This is a genomic window from Bradyrhizobium erythrophlei, from assembly GCF_900129505.1.
Lineage (GTDB): Bacteria > Pseudomonadota > Alphaproteobacteria > Rhizobiales > Xanthobacteraceae > Bradyrhizobium > Bradyrhizobium erythrophlei_D.
In genome coordinates this window covers 5,088,523-5,105,302 of the sequence record NZ_LT670818.1, presented here as the reverse complement: position 1 = coordinate 5,105,302, position 16,780 = coordinate 5,088,523, and the positions used below count along the sequence as shown (strand labels likewise).

The 16,780-nt window shown below is 59.4% G+C and carries 18 protein-coding genes and 1 pseudogene; 12 read left to right on the top strand and 7 right to left on the bottom strand.

Annotation, left to right across the window (positions count from 1 at the left end; all coding sequences use genetic code 11):
- The first annotated feature begins 23 nt into the window (after positions 1-23).
- Positions 24-830 (top strand): N-acyl homoserine lactonase family protein, encoded by an 807-nt coding sequence (locus B5525_RS23610; RefSeq protein ID WP_079568158.1) that lies wholly within the window; start codon positions 24-26, stop codon positions 828-830.
- Positions 831-2,194: 1,364 nt separating this feature from the next.
- Entirely contained in the window at positions 2,195-2,668 is a 474-nt protein-coding gene (locus B5525_RS44285; protein ID WP_154073387.1) for a hypothetical protein, read from the top strand.
- A gap of 27 nt (positions 2,669-2,695) precedes the next feature.
- Here the strand turns inward: B5525_RS44285 and B5525_RS23600 are convergent, their stop codons facing one another.
- Positions 2,696-3,574, bottom strand: a complete 879-nt coding sequence (locus B5525_RS23600; RefSeq protein ID WP_172899951.1) for a helix-turn-helix transcriptional regulator — start codon at positions 3,572-3,574, stop codon at positions 2,696-2,698.
- An 841-nt stretch (positions 3,575-4,415) separates the two neighbouring features.
- Here B5525_RS23600 and B5525_RS47515 point away from each other — a divergent pair.
- The 5 genes and pseudogenes from B5525_RS47515 to B5525_RS44275 form a co-directional block, all read left to right on the top strand.
- Positions 4,416-4,490: pseudogene (locus tag B5525_RS47515) on the top strand (3-oxoacyl-ACP reductase); the annotation flags it as partial.
- 98 nt (positions 4,491-4,588) lie between these two features.
- Positions 4,589-4,723 (top strand): hypothetical protein, encoded by a 135-nt coding sequence (locus B5525_RS47235; RefSeq protein ID WP_276328789.1) that lies wholly within the window; start codon positions 4,589-4,591, stop codon positions 4,721-4,723.
- Entirely contained in the window at positions 4,720-5,127 is a 408-nt protein-coding gene (locus B5525_RS23595; protein ID WP_079568155.1) for a hypothetical protein, read from the top strand. The genes B5525_RS47235 and B5525_RS23595 overlap by 4 nt, the downstream gene beginning before the upstream one ends.
- 270 nt (positions 5,128-5,397) lie before the next feature.
- Positions 5,398-5,955 (top strand): cupin domain-containing protein, encoded by a 558-nt coding sequence (locus B5525_RS23590; RefSeq protein ID WP_079568154.1) that lies wholly within the window; start codon positions 5,398-5,400, stop codon positions 5,953-5,955.
- Positions 5,948-6,163 (top strand): hypothetical protein, encoded by a 216-nt coding sequence (locus tag B5525_RS44275; RefSeq protein ID WP_154073386.1) that lies wholly within the window; start codon positions 5,948-5,950, stop codon positions 6,161-6,163. The genes B5525_RS23590 and B5525_RS44275 overlap by 8 nt, the downstream gene beginning before the upstream one ends.
- A 49-nt stretch (positions 6,164-6,212) precedes the next feature.
- On the opposite strand, the gene B5525_RS47905 is transcribed toward B5525_RS44275, so the two are convergent.
- The 3 genes from B5525_RS47905 to B5525_RS23575 form a co-directional block, all read right to left on the bottom strand.
- Complete coding sequence (locus B5525_RS47905; RefSeq protein WP_154073385.1) at positions 6,213-6,359, bottom strand: SDR family oxidoreductase; 147 nt, start codon at positions 6,357-6,359, stop codon at positions 6,213-6,215.
- 244 nt (positions 6,360-6,603) lie between these two features.
- Positions 6,604-7,542 (bottom strand): helix-turn-helix domain-containing protein, encoded by a 939-nt coding sequence (locus B5525_RS23580; RefSeq protein ID WP_079568152.1) that lies wholly within the window; start codon positions 7,540-7,542, stop codon positions 6,604-6,606.
- A 479-nt stretch (positions 7,543-8,021) separates the two neighbouring features.
- Complete coding sequence (locus B5525_RS23575; RefSeq protein WP_079568151.1) at positions 8,022-8,723, bottom strand: alpha/beta fold hydrolase; 702 nt, start codon at positions 8,721-8,723, stop codon at positions 8,022-8,024.
- 168 nt (positions 8,724-8,891) lie between these two features.
- On the opposite strand from B5525_RS23575, the gene B5525_RS23570 reads away from it, so the two are divergent.
- Positions 8,892-9,710 carry a winged helix-turn-helix transcriptional regulator gene (locus tag B5525_RS23570; protein ID WP_079568150.1) on the top strand — a complete coding sequence of 273 codons (819 nt, stop codon included), beginning with the start codon at positions 8,892-8,894 and terminating at the stop codon, positions 9,708-9,710.
- Between the two features lie 546 nt (positions 9,711-10,256).
- Here the strand turns inward: B5525_RS23570 and B5525_RS23565 are convergent.
- The 3 genes from B5525_RS23565 to B5525_RS23555 form a co-directional block, all read right to left on the bottom strand.
- Positions 10,257-11,066, bottom strand: a complete 810-nt coding sequence (locus tag B5525_RS23565; RefSeq protein WP_079568149.1) for an SDR family NAD(P)-dependent oxidoreductase — start codon at positions 11,064-11,066, stop codon at positions 10,257-10,259.
- 259 nt (positions 11,067-11,325) lie between these two features.
- Positions 11,326-11,889, bottom strand: coding sequence for a TetR/AcrR family transcriptional regulator (locus B5525_RS23560; protein WP_079568148.1), 564 nt, complete (start codon positions 11,887-11,889; stop codon positions 11,326-11,328).
- A 30-nt stretch (positions 11,890-11,919) separates the two neighbouring features.
- Positions 11,920-12,387 (bottom strand): DUF1348 family protein, encoded by a 468-nt coding sequence (locus B5525_RS23555; protein ID WP_079568147.1) that lies wholly within the window; start codon positions 12,385-12,387, stop codon positions 11,920-11,922.
- 743 nt (positions 12,388-13,130) lie between these two features.
- On the opposite strand from B5525_RS23555, the gene B5525_RS23550 reads away from it, so the two are divergent.
- From B5525_RS23550 to B5525_RS23535, 4 genes are all read left to right on the top strand, one after another.
- Complete coding sequence (locus tag B5525_RS23550; RefSeq protein WP_079568146.1) at positions 13,131-14,276, top strand: hypothetical protein; 1,146 nt, start codon at positions 13,131-13,133, stop codon at positions 14,274-14,276.
- Between the two features lie 62 nt (positions 14,277-14,338).
- A complete protein-coding gene (locus B5525_RS47510) occupies positions 14,339-14,815 on the top strand; it encodes a DUF1348 family protein (protein ID WP_079568145.1) in 477 nt (158 codons plus the stop codon).
- Positions 14,815-16,251, top strand: coding sequence for an FAD-binding oxidoreductase (locus B5525_RS23540; protein ID WP_079568144.1), 1,437 nt, complete (start codon positions 14,815-14,817; stop codon positions 16,249-16,251). The genes B5525_RS47510 and B5525_RS23540 overlap by 1 nt, the downstream gene beginning before the upstream one ends.
- 28 nt (positions 16,252-16,279) lie before the next feature.
- Positions 16,280-16,774, top strand: coding sequence for a cupin domain-containing protein (locus B5525_RS23535; protein WP_079568143.1), 495 nt, complete (start codon positions 16,280-16,282; stop codon positions 16,772-16,774).
- Positions 16,775-16,780: the final 6 nt, after the last annotated feature.

Below are 16,780 nucleotides of genomic sequence, written 5' to 3'. Positions count from 1 at the left end.
GGCAACAACGATGGAGAAAAGCGATGCGACGATTGCTCTTGATAGCGTTGTTTCTGCTTGCGCCGGTCTCAGTGCGGGCCGGCGAAGTGGAACGCCTCTACGTCATCGACTGCGGCTTTGCGCACGCCGAAGATCAGTCGTTGTGGTCTCCGGGTGTCAATATTGGCGTGCCAATCGATTTTTCCGACAACTGCTACCTGATCCGCCACAGTAGCCAAGGCTATCTGCTGTGGGACACCGGGATCACCGATCGGCTTGCAGCCCTGCGGCAGGGGCAGGCTGTGCCGCCACTCCGGCAGACCTGGTACCGCAGCCAGCCGCTGGTCGCCGAACTAGCCACGATCGGGGTAAAGCCGGGCGATATTCACTACGTTGCGATCTCGCATATCCATCCCGATCATATCGGCAATGTCGACGCATTCCCCGACGCCACCTTGATCATGCAAAGACGCGAGTGGGAGGCCGCGATGGCGTCGCCGCAAAAGCAGTTCAGCCCTGATCATAAGACTGAACTCCTCGATGGCGACAAGGATTTGTTCGGCGATGGCAGTTTGACGATCCTGTCGACACCGGGCCACACCGCTGGCCACCAATCGCTGCTCGTTCATCTGAACAAGACAGGCTATGTGTTGTTGACCGGCGATGCCGTCCATTTTCAATCGAACTGGGACAACCGGAGAGTTCCTGGTTTTAACACCGATCGCCAGATGTCGCTGGACTCGATGGACAAGCTCGCGCGCATCGCGGATGAGAAGCACGCCCAGCTCTGGATCAACCACGACAAATCGTCGAGCGATGCACGTCGGCATGCTCCAAAGTTTTACGATTAGCCGATAAGGGCGCTCGTTCCCGACTTCCGAGTTTGGCACTGTCGACGTTTCGTCGCCCCCGCGGCCGTGAGCCCGCCCATTCCGGCGCCGATCACGACGGCCTGCTTGCCGATCAGAGCTGACGCCATCGCCGCCTCCCCGCTGCGTGCTGCTCCCGCAGCAGAGGTGCCGACGCCAGTCGAGCATATCGCCACGCGCAGACGCAAGGAAGCGGCCAAATCCTCAAGGGCCGAACCATCGGTCTGATGCGCCCAGCCAGCACGCCGCAAAGGGTCAGCGAATCGATGCAGCGGTCGTAAGCCTCGTTGCTAGGGCGGCCGCTCACTCGGAAATATGTTATGCATCACCCGATCAGGATCGACATCCAAGGCACGGCCATGTGTTTGCCGATGAGGCGCGGACCAAGACCTCTTCAGGAACGCGGCGCTTCAATCCGTCCCTTGCCAGAACATTCCTTACAGGGTGGTGGATATATTTTGCGCCCCGGCTGGACCGGTTGCGTTACTTTGGCAAGTCCAGTGCCTTCACACGCGGGGCATTTGATTTCTGTGACGATGTCTTCTCGTTTAGGCTTTTTCATATGAATCATTTCCTTGAAATGAGATGATACCCTCGCACCTTCATCGGCAACCGCTCTACGCGCGCCATGTCGTTATGCTGAATTGAAGTCCTGTTGCCGTCATCCCAATCAATGGTGACACCGTTCCAAGTCGTTTCGACTACTGTACCGAGATCGGTTGTCGTGGCTTCCCAGCGAACACGGTCACCTACTTTTAGAAGTCGCCGGTGATGCACCGCCGTTGCTATGGGCAATTATAGTTTGGGTAATTATGATACGATGGCGTTCTCGAAGATCGCACGTACAGTTTGCGCGGGTAGAGTGGCAGGATCGTTCCACACTGACCCGGAATTCCGATAAACGAAGTGTCATCGTATACGCGACACCACCGCTGGGTAGGATAAATGGTGCTGGCACGAGCGGGCATCTGAAAGAAAACCAGCGTCGTAGCGATCACGAGTGCAAAGGATATTTTCATTGGAAATCCTTTCGTACACGTCTGTGATCCTAGCAGAATTTTGAGATTGAGTCAGGCTTGGTCAGGAGTAATCACCCTTGCGGCGCTGCCTACTTCGGCAGCTTGCGAACGCCGACGTCGACACCAAGCCGCTTGCAATCATCTTGGAATTGAACATCGGCCTTTTCAAGCGCCGCGAAAATCGCGGCGCCCCCCGAGCCTGATTCCAGACTGATAGACTCTCCTATTCCTTATATAAATCGCGGGGATATAAGTCACGGGATGCTGTTTGCGTATGGACGGCCGCTTTGCGCCAACAGCGGCCATTGAGGATTAGCTGAAATAGCGATGTCTGCTCTTCACCCAGAAGCGGACATCGCTCACGCCCGGGGCCATGTCAGCTTTGTGCCGATATTGTTGCAAAAGTCGAAAATCGAACGACGCCGAAAATCGCGCCAAGGTGGATTTTTGGACGCTCCTGCTGCCGCAAGGCTTTCCGGGACCAATACGAAGGTCGGTGGTTGCTTTGGTATGAAACGATGTGGTCCCTCACGTCTAAGCGCGCGAAGCGCATCAGCGGTCTTTAAAATTTTCGCGCTTCACCCGAAAAATACTTTTGCAACAATATCTGCCACAAGCAGACCCATGCACTGCAACAAAAAACATCGTTATTCGATCAACCAAATTTGGTCCGGGATGCTATACGGCAGCAAGCGTGCTGATGAATTCGTGTCGCTTCATTCGATCACTATAGCTTATGAGCATGTTTGGCTGACATGTACTAAGAGAATTCGAATGCCCCAAGGATCATTGCACTTTTGAGCAGTGTTTGGAAATCGCCAGCGGGCGCTATAGTTCGCGGCAGAATTGCCCCGGCGATACTCCAACCCGCTGCCGGAAGATGCGCGAGAAATGCTGCTGGGTCTGGAAGCCGCAGAGTTGCGCGACGTCCAGAATCGAATTGCCTGGCTGCGCCAGCAATTCCATAGCCCGCTTGATGCGCATGTCGAGCACGAAATCGTGTGGTGTCACTGAGAAAGTTTCCCGAAAAGCTCGGGATAGATAGGACGAACTTAAGCCCGCGCAGGCAGCGAGTTCGTCCAGCGGCAAAGGGCTGCCGATATGCGCCTGGATGTGGTCAACAAGGCGCTTCGCACGCGATGGAGACAGGCCCCCGGTTCGCACACGGCGCTTTGGACGACGGGTGCTGTAGCGGCTGACGAGGCACGCGGCAAGAGCCTGCTCAATACCGTCAACAAATAGCCGGCCAGAGCCATAACCGCTCACCTGCTCGGCATGAAGCGCTTGGAGAAGCGCAGACAATCGCGCATCCTGCACCCCTGGGCTCGGCATCAATTCAAAACTTTGCGCGTCAAACAGCGTGCCGGCGGCCTCCGCCAGCGCGCGATCGCTGACCTCCACCACCAACACTTGCGCAGGGTCAAGCCAGAGCACGCTTTCTGACCGTCCCCGCAATGACATGACAACAGTGTTCGCAGGAATGAAAATGTGCGATGTCGACGCACCGTCAGCCGAATGCCACACAGCTGCAGGTTCGAGAAACAGGGTCAACACATGCCGGGGGATGATGCGCGTGTATGCACGGCCCGCCTCGCCCCGGTGAGTTTCGATGAGCAAGGTCGGCGATGGCGAGGGGATTTCCAGCGCTCCGCCGAACATAGGTTGGAGCTGACCTTCTTGGATTGCAGAGATGCGCTGGGCCGTCATGGCGTGAGCGGAACCGGAGATGGCGAGCCGTTTCCGCGCTGCGTGGCGGTTTGGGAAACGGCGCCGCGCTGATGAGCGGCAGCGATAAGCAAATCCAACATTGTCGAGCCTCGGAGACGGCTGCAGTCTATGTTGGGCGCCCTGCACGCAACGGCAAGCCTGGAATGCCCCGTGTACCGCAAAATGCAACAGAATCCGATACAGAACGGCAGGAAACGGCAAACGGGCTTTTCCAGCCATGCTTCAATCGCGGCGTCTTTCACGAGTCAAACCGGGAGCCGTTATGCCGAATCTCAGGCCGTTCACAGCCACAGCCCAACCACTTACCCCTTTTTCAGGCGTAAAAATGAGAAATTTCCTCGCAAGCGGGCAGATCAATGGGCAGTTCTCGCTGATCGAAGGCATCATGGTCCCAGGTGCCGCAGCTAATCGCTACAGGGTCCGTGAAGGGGCTTAGGAAACTGCCGCTTGTTCTTGGCGCGAAGAGTTGCTCGGCTCGAACCGGCATCCATTCCAAGCGCCACCAAGTTTGCGCTCCCCGAGCCTCCCCCCGCAACCCAATCCAAACACAAAACATCAACCATCAAAACTGGAAATAATCTATGCAAGGCACGACAAGTGAACCTATCGCGCATCTCATCGATTCAGTCTCAATCGAGAGCATCGCCGCAGCAACCGTAGCAAAGCCACGGCCAAGCAATTCGATCATGATTTCCGTCAGATCCGCCGCCTGGCCTGATCACAAAGCAAGTCACCTTGCCGATCGGCTCGTCGGAAGCCATCGAAGTTCTCGCCCGGCCAACCATAGGAAGAACGATTTTGGCCTCAGAAGGTTGCGGTCATTACCGGCGCCTCACAGGGCACAGGCGCCAGTTTGGTCAAAGGCTTCCGCGAGATCGGCTATGGCATTGTTGCCAACTAATCCCGGCAGTGGATGCAACGAGCGGCCACCACTGACCGGTCGGCATCCTCACTTGATGAATCGAGCCCTTCTAATCGAATTGGAGAAAATCGATGTCTGAAGAAATCAATCCTCATCGCCGCCGCTTCTTCGGTACAGCGGCTGTAACGGTCGCTGCCGCTCAACTCGGTTTGATGGGATTTGCAAACGCGCAATCAATTAAACCGAACTCGTGGGGATCGAAATGAAGGCTTCCATTTTAAGCTTCCGCGCCGCCGTGCTCATGGTTATTGCCGGCATGATTTGGGGCATCGTGATGGGGATCAGCCAGGATCATTCTACCATGCCAGCCCATGCGCACCTTAATCTGCTGGGCTGGGTGTCTCTCTTCCTCTTCGGCATCTATTATCACTTGCACCCGGCGGTTGGCCTTAACCGTTTGGCTTCGGTGCAGGTCTGGATTTGGATTGTTGGCACGATCGTCCTGACGATCGGTGTGGGTCTAGTGTACTCAGGACACGCAGTCGGCGAACCGATAACCGCTGTATCTTCGCTGGTTGTTCTCGCCGATACGCTGCTCTTTGGCTGGCTCGTTTTCCGCCGCGAGCCGGCTGAACTGGCAAGCCCGCGATCGACTGTGCCCGCTGAGTAAAGGGCTCTAAACTTATAGTCGAGCCACACCATGGCGCCCCATCAACCCAAAATCCCCATAACTGACGTCGGCAGCCATTTTAACCCACAAAGCTACATCCGTAACGCGGAAGCGGCATTCCGAAATAACTCCGTAACCGAATTTCTCACAGTGCGGGCTGGTCCTGTCGAAAGTGCGTCGTCGGCTCACGACGTTCAACTTCCGGCGACCTAAGTTCGATCTGCACGACGGTAATCCGGTTCGGAAATTGCGGCCGGGAGATGGCAAAGAATGGTGCGGGCGTTACAACCCGGAATCGATGGTTCGAGGATGGCCGGATCGCGGATCGGTCAAAGAAGAAGGGAAAGAAAATCGATGAATGGTCCCCACAAGTTCGGTGCACCCGAACACAGTGCAGCTATTGTCAGTCACCATGACAGCATCAAATGGCTTGAGGCAATCCCCGGAGAACAATTGTGTATTCGGGTTCACGGAACACAGGTGAATGGCCGCTATGCAATTATGGAAAATATCGCGGCGCCAGGCACAGCAACACCTATGCACTTCCATGCGGAAGATGAAATTTTTCACATCCTTGAAGGGACGGTGACCTTCAGCATCGACGGCGACGTTTTCAACGCCTCCGTCGGCTCAATTGTGGTTATTCCAGCGGGCGCACATCACGCGTGGAGGAATCGTTCGAACTCTCCGATCCGCATGTCGACCTTCTTTTCACCAGGTGGAGTAGAAGAGCTTTACCCCAAGCTTGTCGGCTTGTCTCTGGAAGAGCTATCTGCTGTGGTCGAACCATTCGGATCAGGCATTGTTGGGCCGCCCATCGATGAGTAACGTCTCCGCAGCGGACGTTTATCTCGAAAGCGCCATTACGGAACGGCGTCGCCTGGGTTCGTTGGCTGATCGCCCTCGAGCCCTGGGAGTTGCAGAGGACTATGCCATGACTATCGAAATCATCTATTTGACTGCCCGAATCCATCACTGGCTCAACGTCCGCGTGGCGCGCCATCTTGCCGCGCAGGCCGAAAGACTGGCCCGTTAAACCGGGACGGTGATGACGATCCAGCCCATTATCGATGAATAGTTGAGCTTCAGTCGCCAATCCCTCGGTCCACGGGGAGTATGTGGCCAGTGATCATGCGGGACTCTTCGGACGCTAAGAACACCGCCGCGTAGGCGATGTTTCCTAGCTTTATCCTTGGGCGAAGGAGTGGGCTGTTGCTCCGAGTCAGATTCATAACGGCCGCCTTCGACAAGGCGTCCAGCGACGATCAAAAAGGGCCAGCGGATCGTTTATGAGGCCATCACATTCAACGGAAAGCCAAAGGCCAGCAATGTCAGGCTTACCGACGGGCCTGTGTCGGCTTTTGGCGACCGCTAGGCCGCGCCGGCCTTCCGGCGCGGCCCTAATGGCTTCCCGGGTCTGGCTGAAAAAGCACAGGTCGAGCATCCGGTCGTCGGAATTGGGTTTGATGTGCCGCTCTATGGTGCGGTCCAACGCGGCGAATAGCCAAACCGCTTGCGGAATCTCCGCGCGAAATGCGCATAGTCGCGAAAGCCGCAAGCGTAGGCGATCTCGCTGAGAGGCTCGCCCGTACCCAGCAACGCCCGGCGGCGGAGCAAATGGGCGGCATGATCAAGCCGGCTCGAATAGATGAATTCGCTGCAGGTCGTGCCGCGCTCGGTGAGGAGCTTTTGCACATAGCGCAACGAGACGCCGGCTTCGGCGGCTACCTCAACGGGCCCGAAATCCGGATCGGAAAAACCATCCTTGATGACGCCACAGATGCGTTGGAACAATTTGTCCGAGCCACGTGCCAGGGAGCGCGGATCAGACGGCGCAAATAGCGCGCCAACGAGGTCATAGACGGCGAACTGCATGTAGATATCGGCGGACGGTGACGCGGCTTCCATATCGGCATTCCGAATGAGGTCGAAGAGCAGACGACTGGCGCGCGTTCTTTGTCTGCCAACACCCCCTTGCGGCTCGAATCCGAAGTGAGACCGCACCGATTTTCGCGGCAGCCGAAGCGTCAGCCATTCTCCCGAGAAGAGATATGTCACCGGTCGCGCCGCATCGACGAGCGCAACGTCGCCTACAGCGAGTAGTGCCTCCTGATCCATCTGGGTCATTGCAGTCTGCCCAGCGACTTGGAAGATTATGAGATAATGATCCGCGCCATCGCAGCGAACATCCCGGTAGCGCTCTACCCGGTGATCAGAGCAACCGGGGTCCGCGGACCCCCACCTGATCTTTACCGAAGTTGCCTCAAGCCCGCATACATTGAAGGGACGCCTCCAACCGGCAAAGGCGTTAGGCGCCGTGACCTCGACGTCGCGCCCGCAATTCGATCGGAGCAACGCTCGCCACGCCTCGAAATCCAGCAGAGGCGCGCCGCCAACATCGTCGCTCTGAAGCATTATCGCCTCCGTCTCGGTCTGAAGGCTGTGTTTATAGCTTCTGGCAACATCTTGCTGGGGTCCGAGAGGGCGAGGTCGCGGGGACGTGATGAATTGTGATCAGGTTCTTACGCAGAATCTCCGACACAATATGCTGCATAAGTTGCATATGCTGCGGTCTCCGACCGAAAGCTGTGCTGTGGAAGTGGGGCGGTCGCGCCTTCAGAATGGCGATGTCGCATATGGGTCAATCCCTACCAAAATCAGCCAATCGGGTCACTTCCGCTTATCCCTCATCAGCGGAAGTACAGGGGACATCGCCGTTGGTCCGGTTCGTGCCAATTTCAGACTCATGCACCGCGGCAGAAAGCCCAGTGCGTCGGTCGTGTGCTGACAAACTCACGACGAGCAGACGATTCCCGGTGTGCCCCCGACGGCCGACGCAAGCAAGGCCTGCAGACACCTCCGTCGCTCGAGCGAACGATGGCGGCGACCGCTCTCTACGTCCGCTGCAGCAGCAGGGCCGTGAGTTCATTGGGCATGTCGAGCATCACATCATGCCCGCATGCAAGCTCCTCCTGCCACCAGCGGCGCTCTCCTGCCTTGGCGTAAAACTGGCCGAAAGGACCTTCAAAACCACTAGCCAGAATGTATCCGATTTTTGCGATGTCGTCGCAGGCGCCGCTGATTTGCGCCGGCGCTTCAAAGCTGGACAGCGGGTGCATCGTGCACTGACGATCCACCCAGGCGGCGTCTGCCGCATTGACCGCGAGGAACGACGCTGGTCTCGGCGGAACTCTCCAGCCATCGCCATGGGCCACAGCCAGTTTCCGGTCGCCCTCGCCGTTGTCGGGCAGGTAATCAAAAAGGGTTTTGCCGTTCTCGGGAACGAAGGCGTCGAGATAGATGAGCGAGCGAATCCGGTCCGGCATCCGGTCAGCGACGTGGCGTGCGACGACACCGCCGTAGGAGTGTCCGACCAGGACGATGTCGCGTAGGTTCTCCCAAATCATGAGATTGGCCACATCAGCGACATGGGTGTCGAGGCCGACGTCGCGACTCAAGAGATGGGAGCGTTCTCCGACACCCGTTAGCGTCGGCGTGAACACCCGGTGCCCCGCCGCCGCCGCCAGCAGGCGACGCACGCGCGCCCAGCACCAGCTACCATGCCACGCGCCGTGGATTAAGACGTAATCGGTCATTGCGAAGTACTCCGTGCGATGTCGGTGCCGTGACACAAGGCGACCTGAACGTGAAAGAGACGATGCTGCACATCGCCGCGTCGCGCCGACATGTGGACGGGGCGCTTCGCTCCGCCAAGTCTGTTTTTCGGACTGGTAAATCCGGCTGTCGGTGACTAGATCGGACGCATGTCAGCAAGCTATGGTCAGTTTTGCCCGATCGCGAAGGCATCCGAGATCTTCGCCACCCGCTGGACTCCGCTTATCGTGCGCGAAGTGATGACTGGCATGCACTCCTTCAACGACATCCATCGCGGCGTGCCGCTGATTTCCCGGGCAGTCCTGGTCGCGCGGCTGCGTGAGCTAGAGGACCATGGTGTGATTGAACGCCGGCCGCGCGGCGCCGACGGTGCCGGCCACGAGTACTGGCTCACGCCTGCTGGCGAGGGCTTGCGCGTGGTAATGCACGCGCTCGGCCAGTGGGGAATGACCTACACCCACGACCGGATCAAACGTTCCGATCTTGATCCCGCCCTCCTGATCTGGGGATTGCGCAAGCGTGTCGATCTGAGCATGCTGCCGGATCGGCGCGTCGTCTTGCGCTTCGAATTTTCAGGCGTGCCGGCGAGCCGCACGAAATTTCGAATCATGTGGCTGATCCTCGGACGATCCGGCGTCGACGTCTGCATGAAGGATCCGGGATTTGCCGTCGATCTTACGCTCCGCGGCAATATCCGTGATTACGTCGATGTCTATCTTGGCCATACGAAATGGCGCGACGCGGCCGGCACTGCGCTGCAGTTCGATGGCGATCTGCGGATTGCAAGAGCATTTCCTGTCTGGCTGCGATTTGAAACGGTGAGCGGCCGGAATGCTCCAGACCCGCACTTGGCTGCTCGGCCGGTTGCCGTTCAGACCAATCATTCGGATCGGCTGCCGTCCCACCCCCGCGGAATACGGGCCCGATCGCCCGGCAGCCCGCGAGCGCAAAATCGCAAGCGCGCATAAGACGCGCCTGCACGGTAGTGCCGTCCTTGGCTCGGTGCATCTATCCCTGGAGCGAGGATGATCTCGAGCCGGGACCTGTTGGCGCCCCCGGGACATCAACGGCCTGTCTGCTTGTCTCGAGTCCCCGCCGACTTCCATGGGCCAGCAAAGATGCGCGGACCAGCCCGACCTCAAGTTCGCCCCGAGGACCGCTCCGGGTCAAAAGGCGACCTCGAGGCCGGGAAATGCGACTTCCGTTGTACCCCCAAGACCGGACATCGCCGACCGGGCCGGTCATGTCGGTTTCGTGCCGATATTGTTGCAAAAGTCGAAAATCGAACGACGCCGAAAATCGCGCCAAGGTGGATTTTTGGATGCTCCTGCTGCCGCAAGGCTTTCCGGGACCAATACGAAGGTCGGTGGTTGCTTTGGTATGAAACGATGTGGCCCCTCACGTCTAAGCGCGCGAAGCGCATCAGCGGTCTTTAAAATTTTTAGCGATGACTGCTCAACAGCGCATCGTTAATCGCGCCGTCCCGTAACTTAAGGTACTCCAGGCTGGCCGCTCTATAGAGCTGGTACAACCCCGCCATCAATTCGTAAGTCCGCGCCGGTGATGTAACTGGCAAGCGAACTGCACAAAAAGACGACGGCGTGCGCGACCTCCTCAACGCGACCAATTCTGCCAAGGGGAACCTGTGAAACTTTCAAAAAAACCCGCTCGATCTCTTCCCATGAAGCACCGCTGGCAACCCAGCCGTTCGTAGTTGCCATCTGACGAAGTACTTTTTCCAGCTTCGGCGTGAGAATCATGCCGGGAGAAACCGTGTTAACCGTCACTCCCGATGCCCCGAGCGCTTTGGTCAAGGACAGGCTGAGATTGTTGATCGCAGCCTTGCTTGCTCCGTACTCCGGGCCGGTAGGCTGGGGCATCACACCAGCCACGCTCGAGACATTCACAATTCTTCCCCAGCCAGACTGCCGCATCGACGGCAGAAGATGATTGATCAGTCTTACAGCAGCCAGAACGTTCCGCTCGTAAGACTCGGTCCAAGCTCGGATTTGCGTCTCTTCCCAGAACAGCCTATCGCCTGGTCCACCCGCGTTGTTAACGAGGATATCGATACCGCCTAGCTGCTTGATCGCGCTGTTAGCGACGCTATGCGCTTCATGTTCGACCGTGAGGTCTCCGAGAACAACGGCTGTTCTGCCGCCGAGAGCCTCGATTTCTGCCGCAACGGCGAATGTACGTTCCGGTTGGCGTCCGTGGATCGCAACAGCAACACCCTCGGCAGCAAGGGCTCGCGCGATCGCCTCTCCCAAGCCGATGCTGCTACCCGTGACCAACGCACGCTTTCCTTGCAATCGCAAATCCATAGCGGAAGATCCTCTCCATGTTGTCCGATGTCCAGGACATGAACGAACGCCACGCCGCTAAAAGAACGGGTGTCGTTACATCACGATTACGGAAATGGGGAATCCTGGTTACGCCTAAAACGGGTTGCCGATTGTGGCTGTGCGGCTTGGGTCTGCTTTGGGAGGCAAAGGTCACACGTTCGAATCGTGTCGGGCGCGCCACTGTACGATTTTGCACGATATCGTTGCCGAGGCGTTCGAAAATATCGCATCAGCGCCGCTATTTTGTATTCATCAACCGCTTGCGCGAGTCTGCCAGCGCGCGGGAGAACACCTTCATATCGTCGAGCGCGCGCGTCAGCACCAGCGCGCCCTGAATTTCCAGCACCGCTTGTTCCGCCTTCTGGCGTGCGGCGGTTCTGTCATCGCCGAGCCGCCGCAACGCGGCTGCGAGCGCATCGATCCAGCCCGCGAAATAGGTTTTGACCTTGTCGTCAAACAGATCGCGCGAGGCGCCGAGCGCCACTGCGCCGACCAGACACACCCGCTGTCCAGAGCGGAAATAATCATCGACCGCCGCAAACATGTCGGCGATGCCCTTTGCCGGATCGGTCGATGTCCGCAGCGGCGTATAGATGTTGTCGGCGAACCACCGGTCGATGGAGGTCAGAACCTCCATCGCCATCTGCTCCTTGCCGCCTGGAAAGAAATTGTAGAGGCTGCCCTTGCCGAGCCCGGTCGCGTCCGAAATCAGCGACAGCGTCGCGCCCTCATAGCCATGGGCTCGAAACACTTCCGCCAGTTGCGGCAAGACATCAGCACGCTCGGCAATCGACCTCGCCATCATTTTCCTTCAACACCCTCTCAAGTTTTGTTACTTCGGGCTGGTGCCGAGGCCCGGGTGATGCGCGGGGCGCGGGCCGGGCGCCGCCCACCGGTAACGGCGCTCGCTTTCGCCGATCGGCATATCATTGATGCTGGCCTCGCGCCGGCGCATCAAACCGTTCTCGTCGAATTCCCACTGCTCATTGCCGTAGGAGCGGAACCACTGTCCGGCGTCGTCATGCCATTCGTACTGGAAACGCACGGCGATGAAATTGCGGTCGAACGCCCAGAGATCCTTGATCAGCCGGTACTCGTGTTCCTTCTGCCACTTGCGTGTCAGGAACGCGACGATCGCGGAGTGGCCTTCAAGGAATTCCGAGCGATTCCGCCAGCGGCTGTCTTCGGTGTAGGCCAGCGCCACCCGCTCCGGATCGCGCGAATTCCAGGCGTCCTCAGCCATGCGGGCCATCTGGGCGGCGGACTCGCGGGTGAAAGAGGGAAGTGGAGGACCAGACACGTAACGGCTCCTTAATACCCTGGTTGTACTGAGTGGTACATCATGTACCAATCAGTACAAGACGTCAAGCCCAAATTTCAGCCGCGGCGAAAAAAGCTGCACAATGTTGGGAAAACATACTATGCAGCCAAAGGCGCGGTCCCTTGTTACCGCGCATCCCGTGGTATCGACGTCTTCGTCATTGATATGTCGTCGAACAAGCCAGTTCGCGACGCAAGATCCCTGCGCGCGCGGTCGATCAAGTCTGAACATGGCGGACAAATCCAAACCTCGCGATCTGTGGCATGAGCTCGCCGGCACCTGCTGAGCTGATGGGTATCGGCAGGTACCGATGAAATTGCCGCCGGTAGCGACCAAGCGATCGAAAATCTGGCGCGCGCCTTGCTCCGTTTGGTGCCGCTGTGCCGCGTTGCTCGGACCAGTGCCAGCTCGGAGCCGCGCGGTCCGCTCCGAAGCCCCTGCGCATCGCCATGAAGGCGGATTAGGGCGCAAACTTCAAACCTTATGCCCTCAGGGCGGCGCATATCGGGGAGCATAGACTTCGCACTTGACAAACTTGTACCGTTAGGTACACGATGTACTTATCGGTACAACGTAAGAAGCTTGCAGATGTTCCGTCCCGCTGTTTACCCGAGAGACTGGTTCAACTCGCGACGTCACTCGACGACTAGCCGCGCTACTTCAACCTCGGCAGTCGGGCCAAAAGCAAAGCTGTGCCCTGCGAGCAACGAGGAGCGGCCAAGATGAAGAGACTTCTCATGGCGCCCCCCTCAGGATCCACTGAAGGGTGGCAAGGAATTGGCCCTATTTCCGGCATTCCAAGCGCGGCCGTCGGCGAAGCCACGCCGGATAGAGTGCCGACCGCAGAGATCCGGCACGCGCTGCGCGCACTAGCCAGCGAAACCGGACCGCTAACGGGGCTGCGTGGAGTGAAGCTCGTGCGCCTGCTCGTAACGCGGGCGCACGAGATCTTGCGCGAGCGCCTTGAGGCGGGCGGTTCAGTCGAGGCTTATCTGCGCGACAGGACGCGTCTGGCGGACAGCGTCGTGATCGGGTTGCTCCACGTTGCATCGATATCCAGCGGAATGCGCGATCGGAGCATGGTCGCCCCACTCGCCGCGATTGCGGCGGGCGGCTACGGACGGAGAGAACTCGCCCCCGGCTCCGACCTCGACCTGCTCTTTCTCCTCCCCGAAAGCAGCGCATCCGGAACTGTCGCGCCGGCGACGCAAGCTTGCATCGGCGCCGTGGTCGGCTGCCTCTGGGATCTTGGCTTCGTGCTGGATCATGCAGCGCGGTCGGTCCAGGAGTGCCTTGAGCTTGCCAAGGACAATCACACCGTGCTTGCCGGCCTGGTCGACCGGCGGCACCTATGGGGCTGCCAGGGCCTGTTTGCTGCCCTCGATGCCGAGCTTGCGGCCCGTTTCGCCGGACCCGACGCGGGATGCTGGCGGGACGCGGTCGGCAGCGCTCTGTCGCCCACACCTCGCCATGCACCGCGCGATGTGCATGCCTTGGAGGACGAGCCCGACCTGAAGCGAGGCCCCGGTGGCCTCAGAGACTTGCAGCGCGCGCTATGGGCCAACGCCTGCGCCTCGGCGCGCTCAATGCCGCTCAAGCCGTCCCGGCTGGTCCAGGCGCACCGCTTCTTGTGGCTAGTGCGGTGTCATTTGCACTTGCTCGCAGGCCGGGCCGGAGACCGTCTCAGCAGATCGCTGCAACCCGGCATCGCACGCCGGCTCGGCCTGGCGGACTCGCGCGGACCGGCTGCGCGTCCGCTGCTCGATCTCTTTCAATATCACGCCCGCAATATCGTCGCTGCGATCGAAACCGCACCGCCGGGACGGGACACCTGCAAACTTTCGCCCCCAGCTGAAATTTGGGCTTGACGTGCTTTGTACTGATTGGTACACGATGTACCTATCGGTACAAATGGAGAAGGAGCCGTTGCATGTCTCGTCCGCCGCTTCCCCCTTTCACCCGCGAGTCCGCCGCCCAGAAGGCCCGCATGGCGGAGGACGCCTGGAATTCGCCGGCTTGCGGACAGCGTGCGGAGATTTTTCAATTGTCGACATATTTGTCCGGCGTGCCGGCGGCAGCCGCCGAGCCACGCGCCTCCTGTTTCATTACCGCCTTGAAAGGCGGCAGCTCCGCGCGGGCCGCCGTGCGCTGGTCTATTCATTTGCTCGTCAGGGTCGTGATCGCTGTGACCTGCAATAGCCCGGCCGCGGCTTTTGATGCCGCACACGTGCTGCATGCCGCCGAAGTCATGCTGCGGCACGGTCACTCGCTCGCAGTCGGTCGGCCTGAAGCCAGATCGAATAGCCAGCCGGCCACGACCGGTTGTGCCTTACCCGGCAAGTCGTCGTTTGCCGCGCAACAGGAGGGGGCATTTCAACCAAACGAGACAGAGGAGCTCGGAAGATAATGACTGATCTGATCGAAAGCACACTGCGAGGACTTGGCGGACAACTCCCCGGTCGCACGTCGAGGCCGGGCGACGACCGTTACGCCGCCGCGACGGCGATCTGGGCCAAACCGGTCGGCCTGATGCCGCGCATGGTCGTTCATTGCCGCACGATGGCGGACATCCGGCTCGCCATCGCCGCCGCGCGTTCCGCCGGTCTCGCGTTGTCGGTGCGCGGCGGTGGACACGACTGGGCCGGCCGCGCTTTGTGCGACGGACTTGTGCTCGATCTCCGCGGCATGAGGGATGTGCATGTCAGCCCCGACCGGCGCAGTGCGCGCATTTCGGGAGGTGCCCGCGCCGTCGATGTCCTCACGGCGACCGATCCGCTTGGGCTTGCCGCCGTGACCGGTTCATGCAGCGCGGTCGGCATGGCCGGGCTCACCTTGGGCGGCGGCTATGGGCCATTGATCGGCCGCTTCGGTCTTGCGCTCGACAACCTGATCGCCGCCGACATTGTTCTGGCGGACGGGCGTATCGTCACCGCGGAGCCGGGCAACGAAGAGGATCTGTTCTGGGCCCTGCGTGGCGGCGGCGGAAATTTTGGCGTGGTGGCGGAGATGCGCATTCGCCTGCACGAGCTGCCCAACGTCGTCTCGGGCGTGCTGGTCTATCCTTTCTCTGAAGCCAGGACGGTTTTGCGGCGGTTTGCCGAGATAGCGCCTTCCCTGCCCGATGAGTTGACCGTCCAGGTCTGCGCGGTCGCCGGGCCGGACGGCGCGCCGGTGATCCTTCTGGTGCCGACATGGTCGGGTCGGCAAGGCGGCGGCGACGCGCATATCGCTCCCTTGCTCAAGCTTGGGACGCTGCTCGACAACAGCGTGGACGCGGTCCGCTACGGAGCTTCGCTCTCGGTCTTCGATCCCTTTATCGTGAACGGGCAGCGGGTCTTCATGGAAACCTGTTCGCTTCCGGTGCTCAATGAGGACGCCGCCGAAATCCTCGTCGAGGCCATGGCCAAAGCCGTATCGGCCGGGTGCGCGATCTTGACCCACGAATTCAGAGGCGCGGCCTCCCGCGTGCCGGTGGAGGCGACGGCGTTCGGCCTTCGTCGCGACCACATGCTGATCGAAATCCTCGCCTCGTTCCCCGACCGGTCGGACCGGCTGGAAGAGCGCCGGCATCGGCACTGGGTCCGCGACACGCGGCAGACTTTCAAGCGGATCGCCTTTCCCGGCGGATATCCGAATCTGCTGGGCGCGCGCGAGGCGGACCGCGCGGCCGCAAGCTTTGGTCCCAACGCCGAACGGCTGGCCATGGTCAAGCGGCGCTACGATCCCGGCAACGCCTTCAGTTCCGCAATCCCGCTGCCGCCGGATCAGAATCCTGCCGCCGTGGAGCAACTCGCACGCCTTCACAGGCAGGCAAGAAGCGCTGCGCCGGCCTCGCGCGCGTAGAGTTCACTCCTAAAGGGAAAGAAAATCGATGAATGATCCCCACAAGTTCGGTACGGAGTTTGGATCTGATAATGCACCCGAACACAGTGCAGCTATTGTCAGTCACCATGACGGCATCAAATGGTTTGAGGCAATCCCCGGAGAACAATTGTGTATTCGGGTTCACGGAACACAGGTAAATGGCCGCTATGCAATTATGGAAAATATCGCGGCGCCAGGCACAGCAACACCTATGCACTTCCATGCGGAAGATGAAATTTTTCACATCCTTGAAGGGACGGTGACCTTCAGCATCGACGGCGACGTTTTCAATGCCTCCGTCGGCTCAATTGTGGTTATTCCAGCAGGCGCACATCACGCGTGGAGGAATCGTTCGAACTCTCCGATCCGCATGTCGACCTTCTTTTCACCAGGTGGAGTAGAAGAGCTTTACCCCAAGCTTGTCGGCTTGTCTCTGGAAGAGCTATCTACTGTAGTCGAACCATTCGGATCAGGCATTGTTGGGCCGCCCATCGTTGAGTAACGTCTC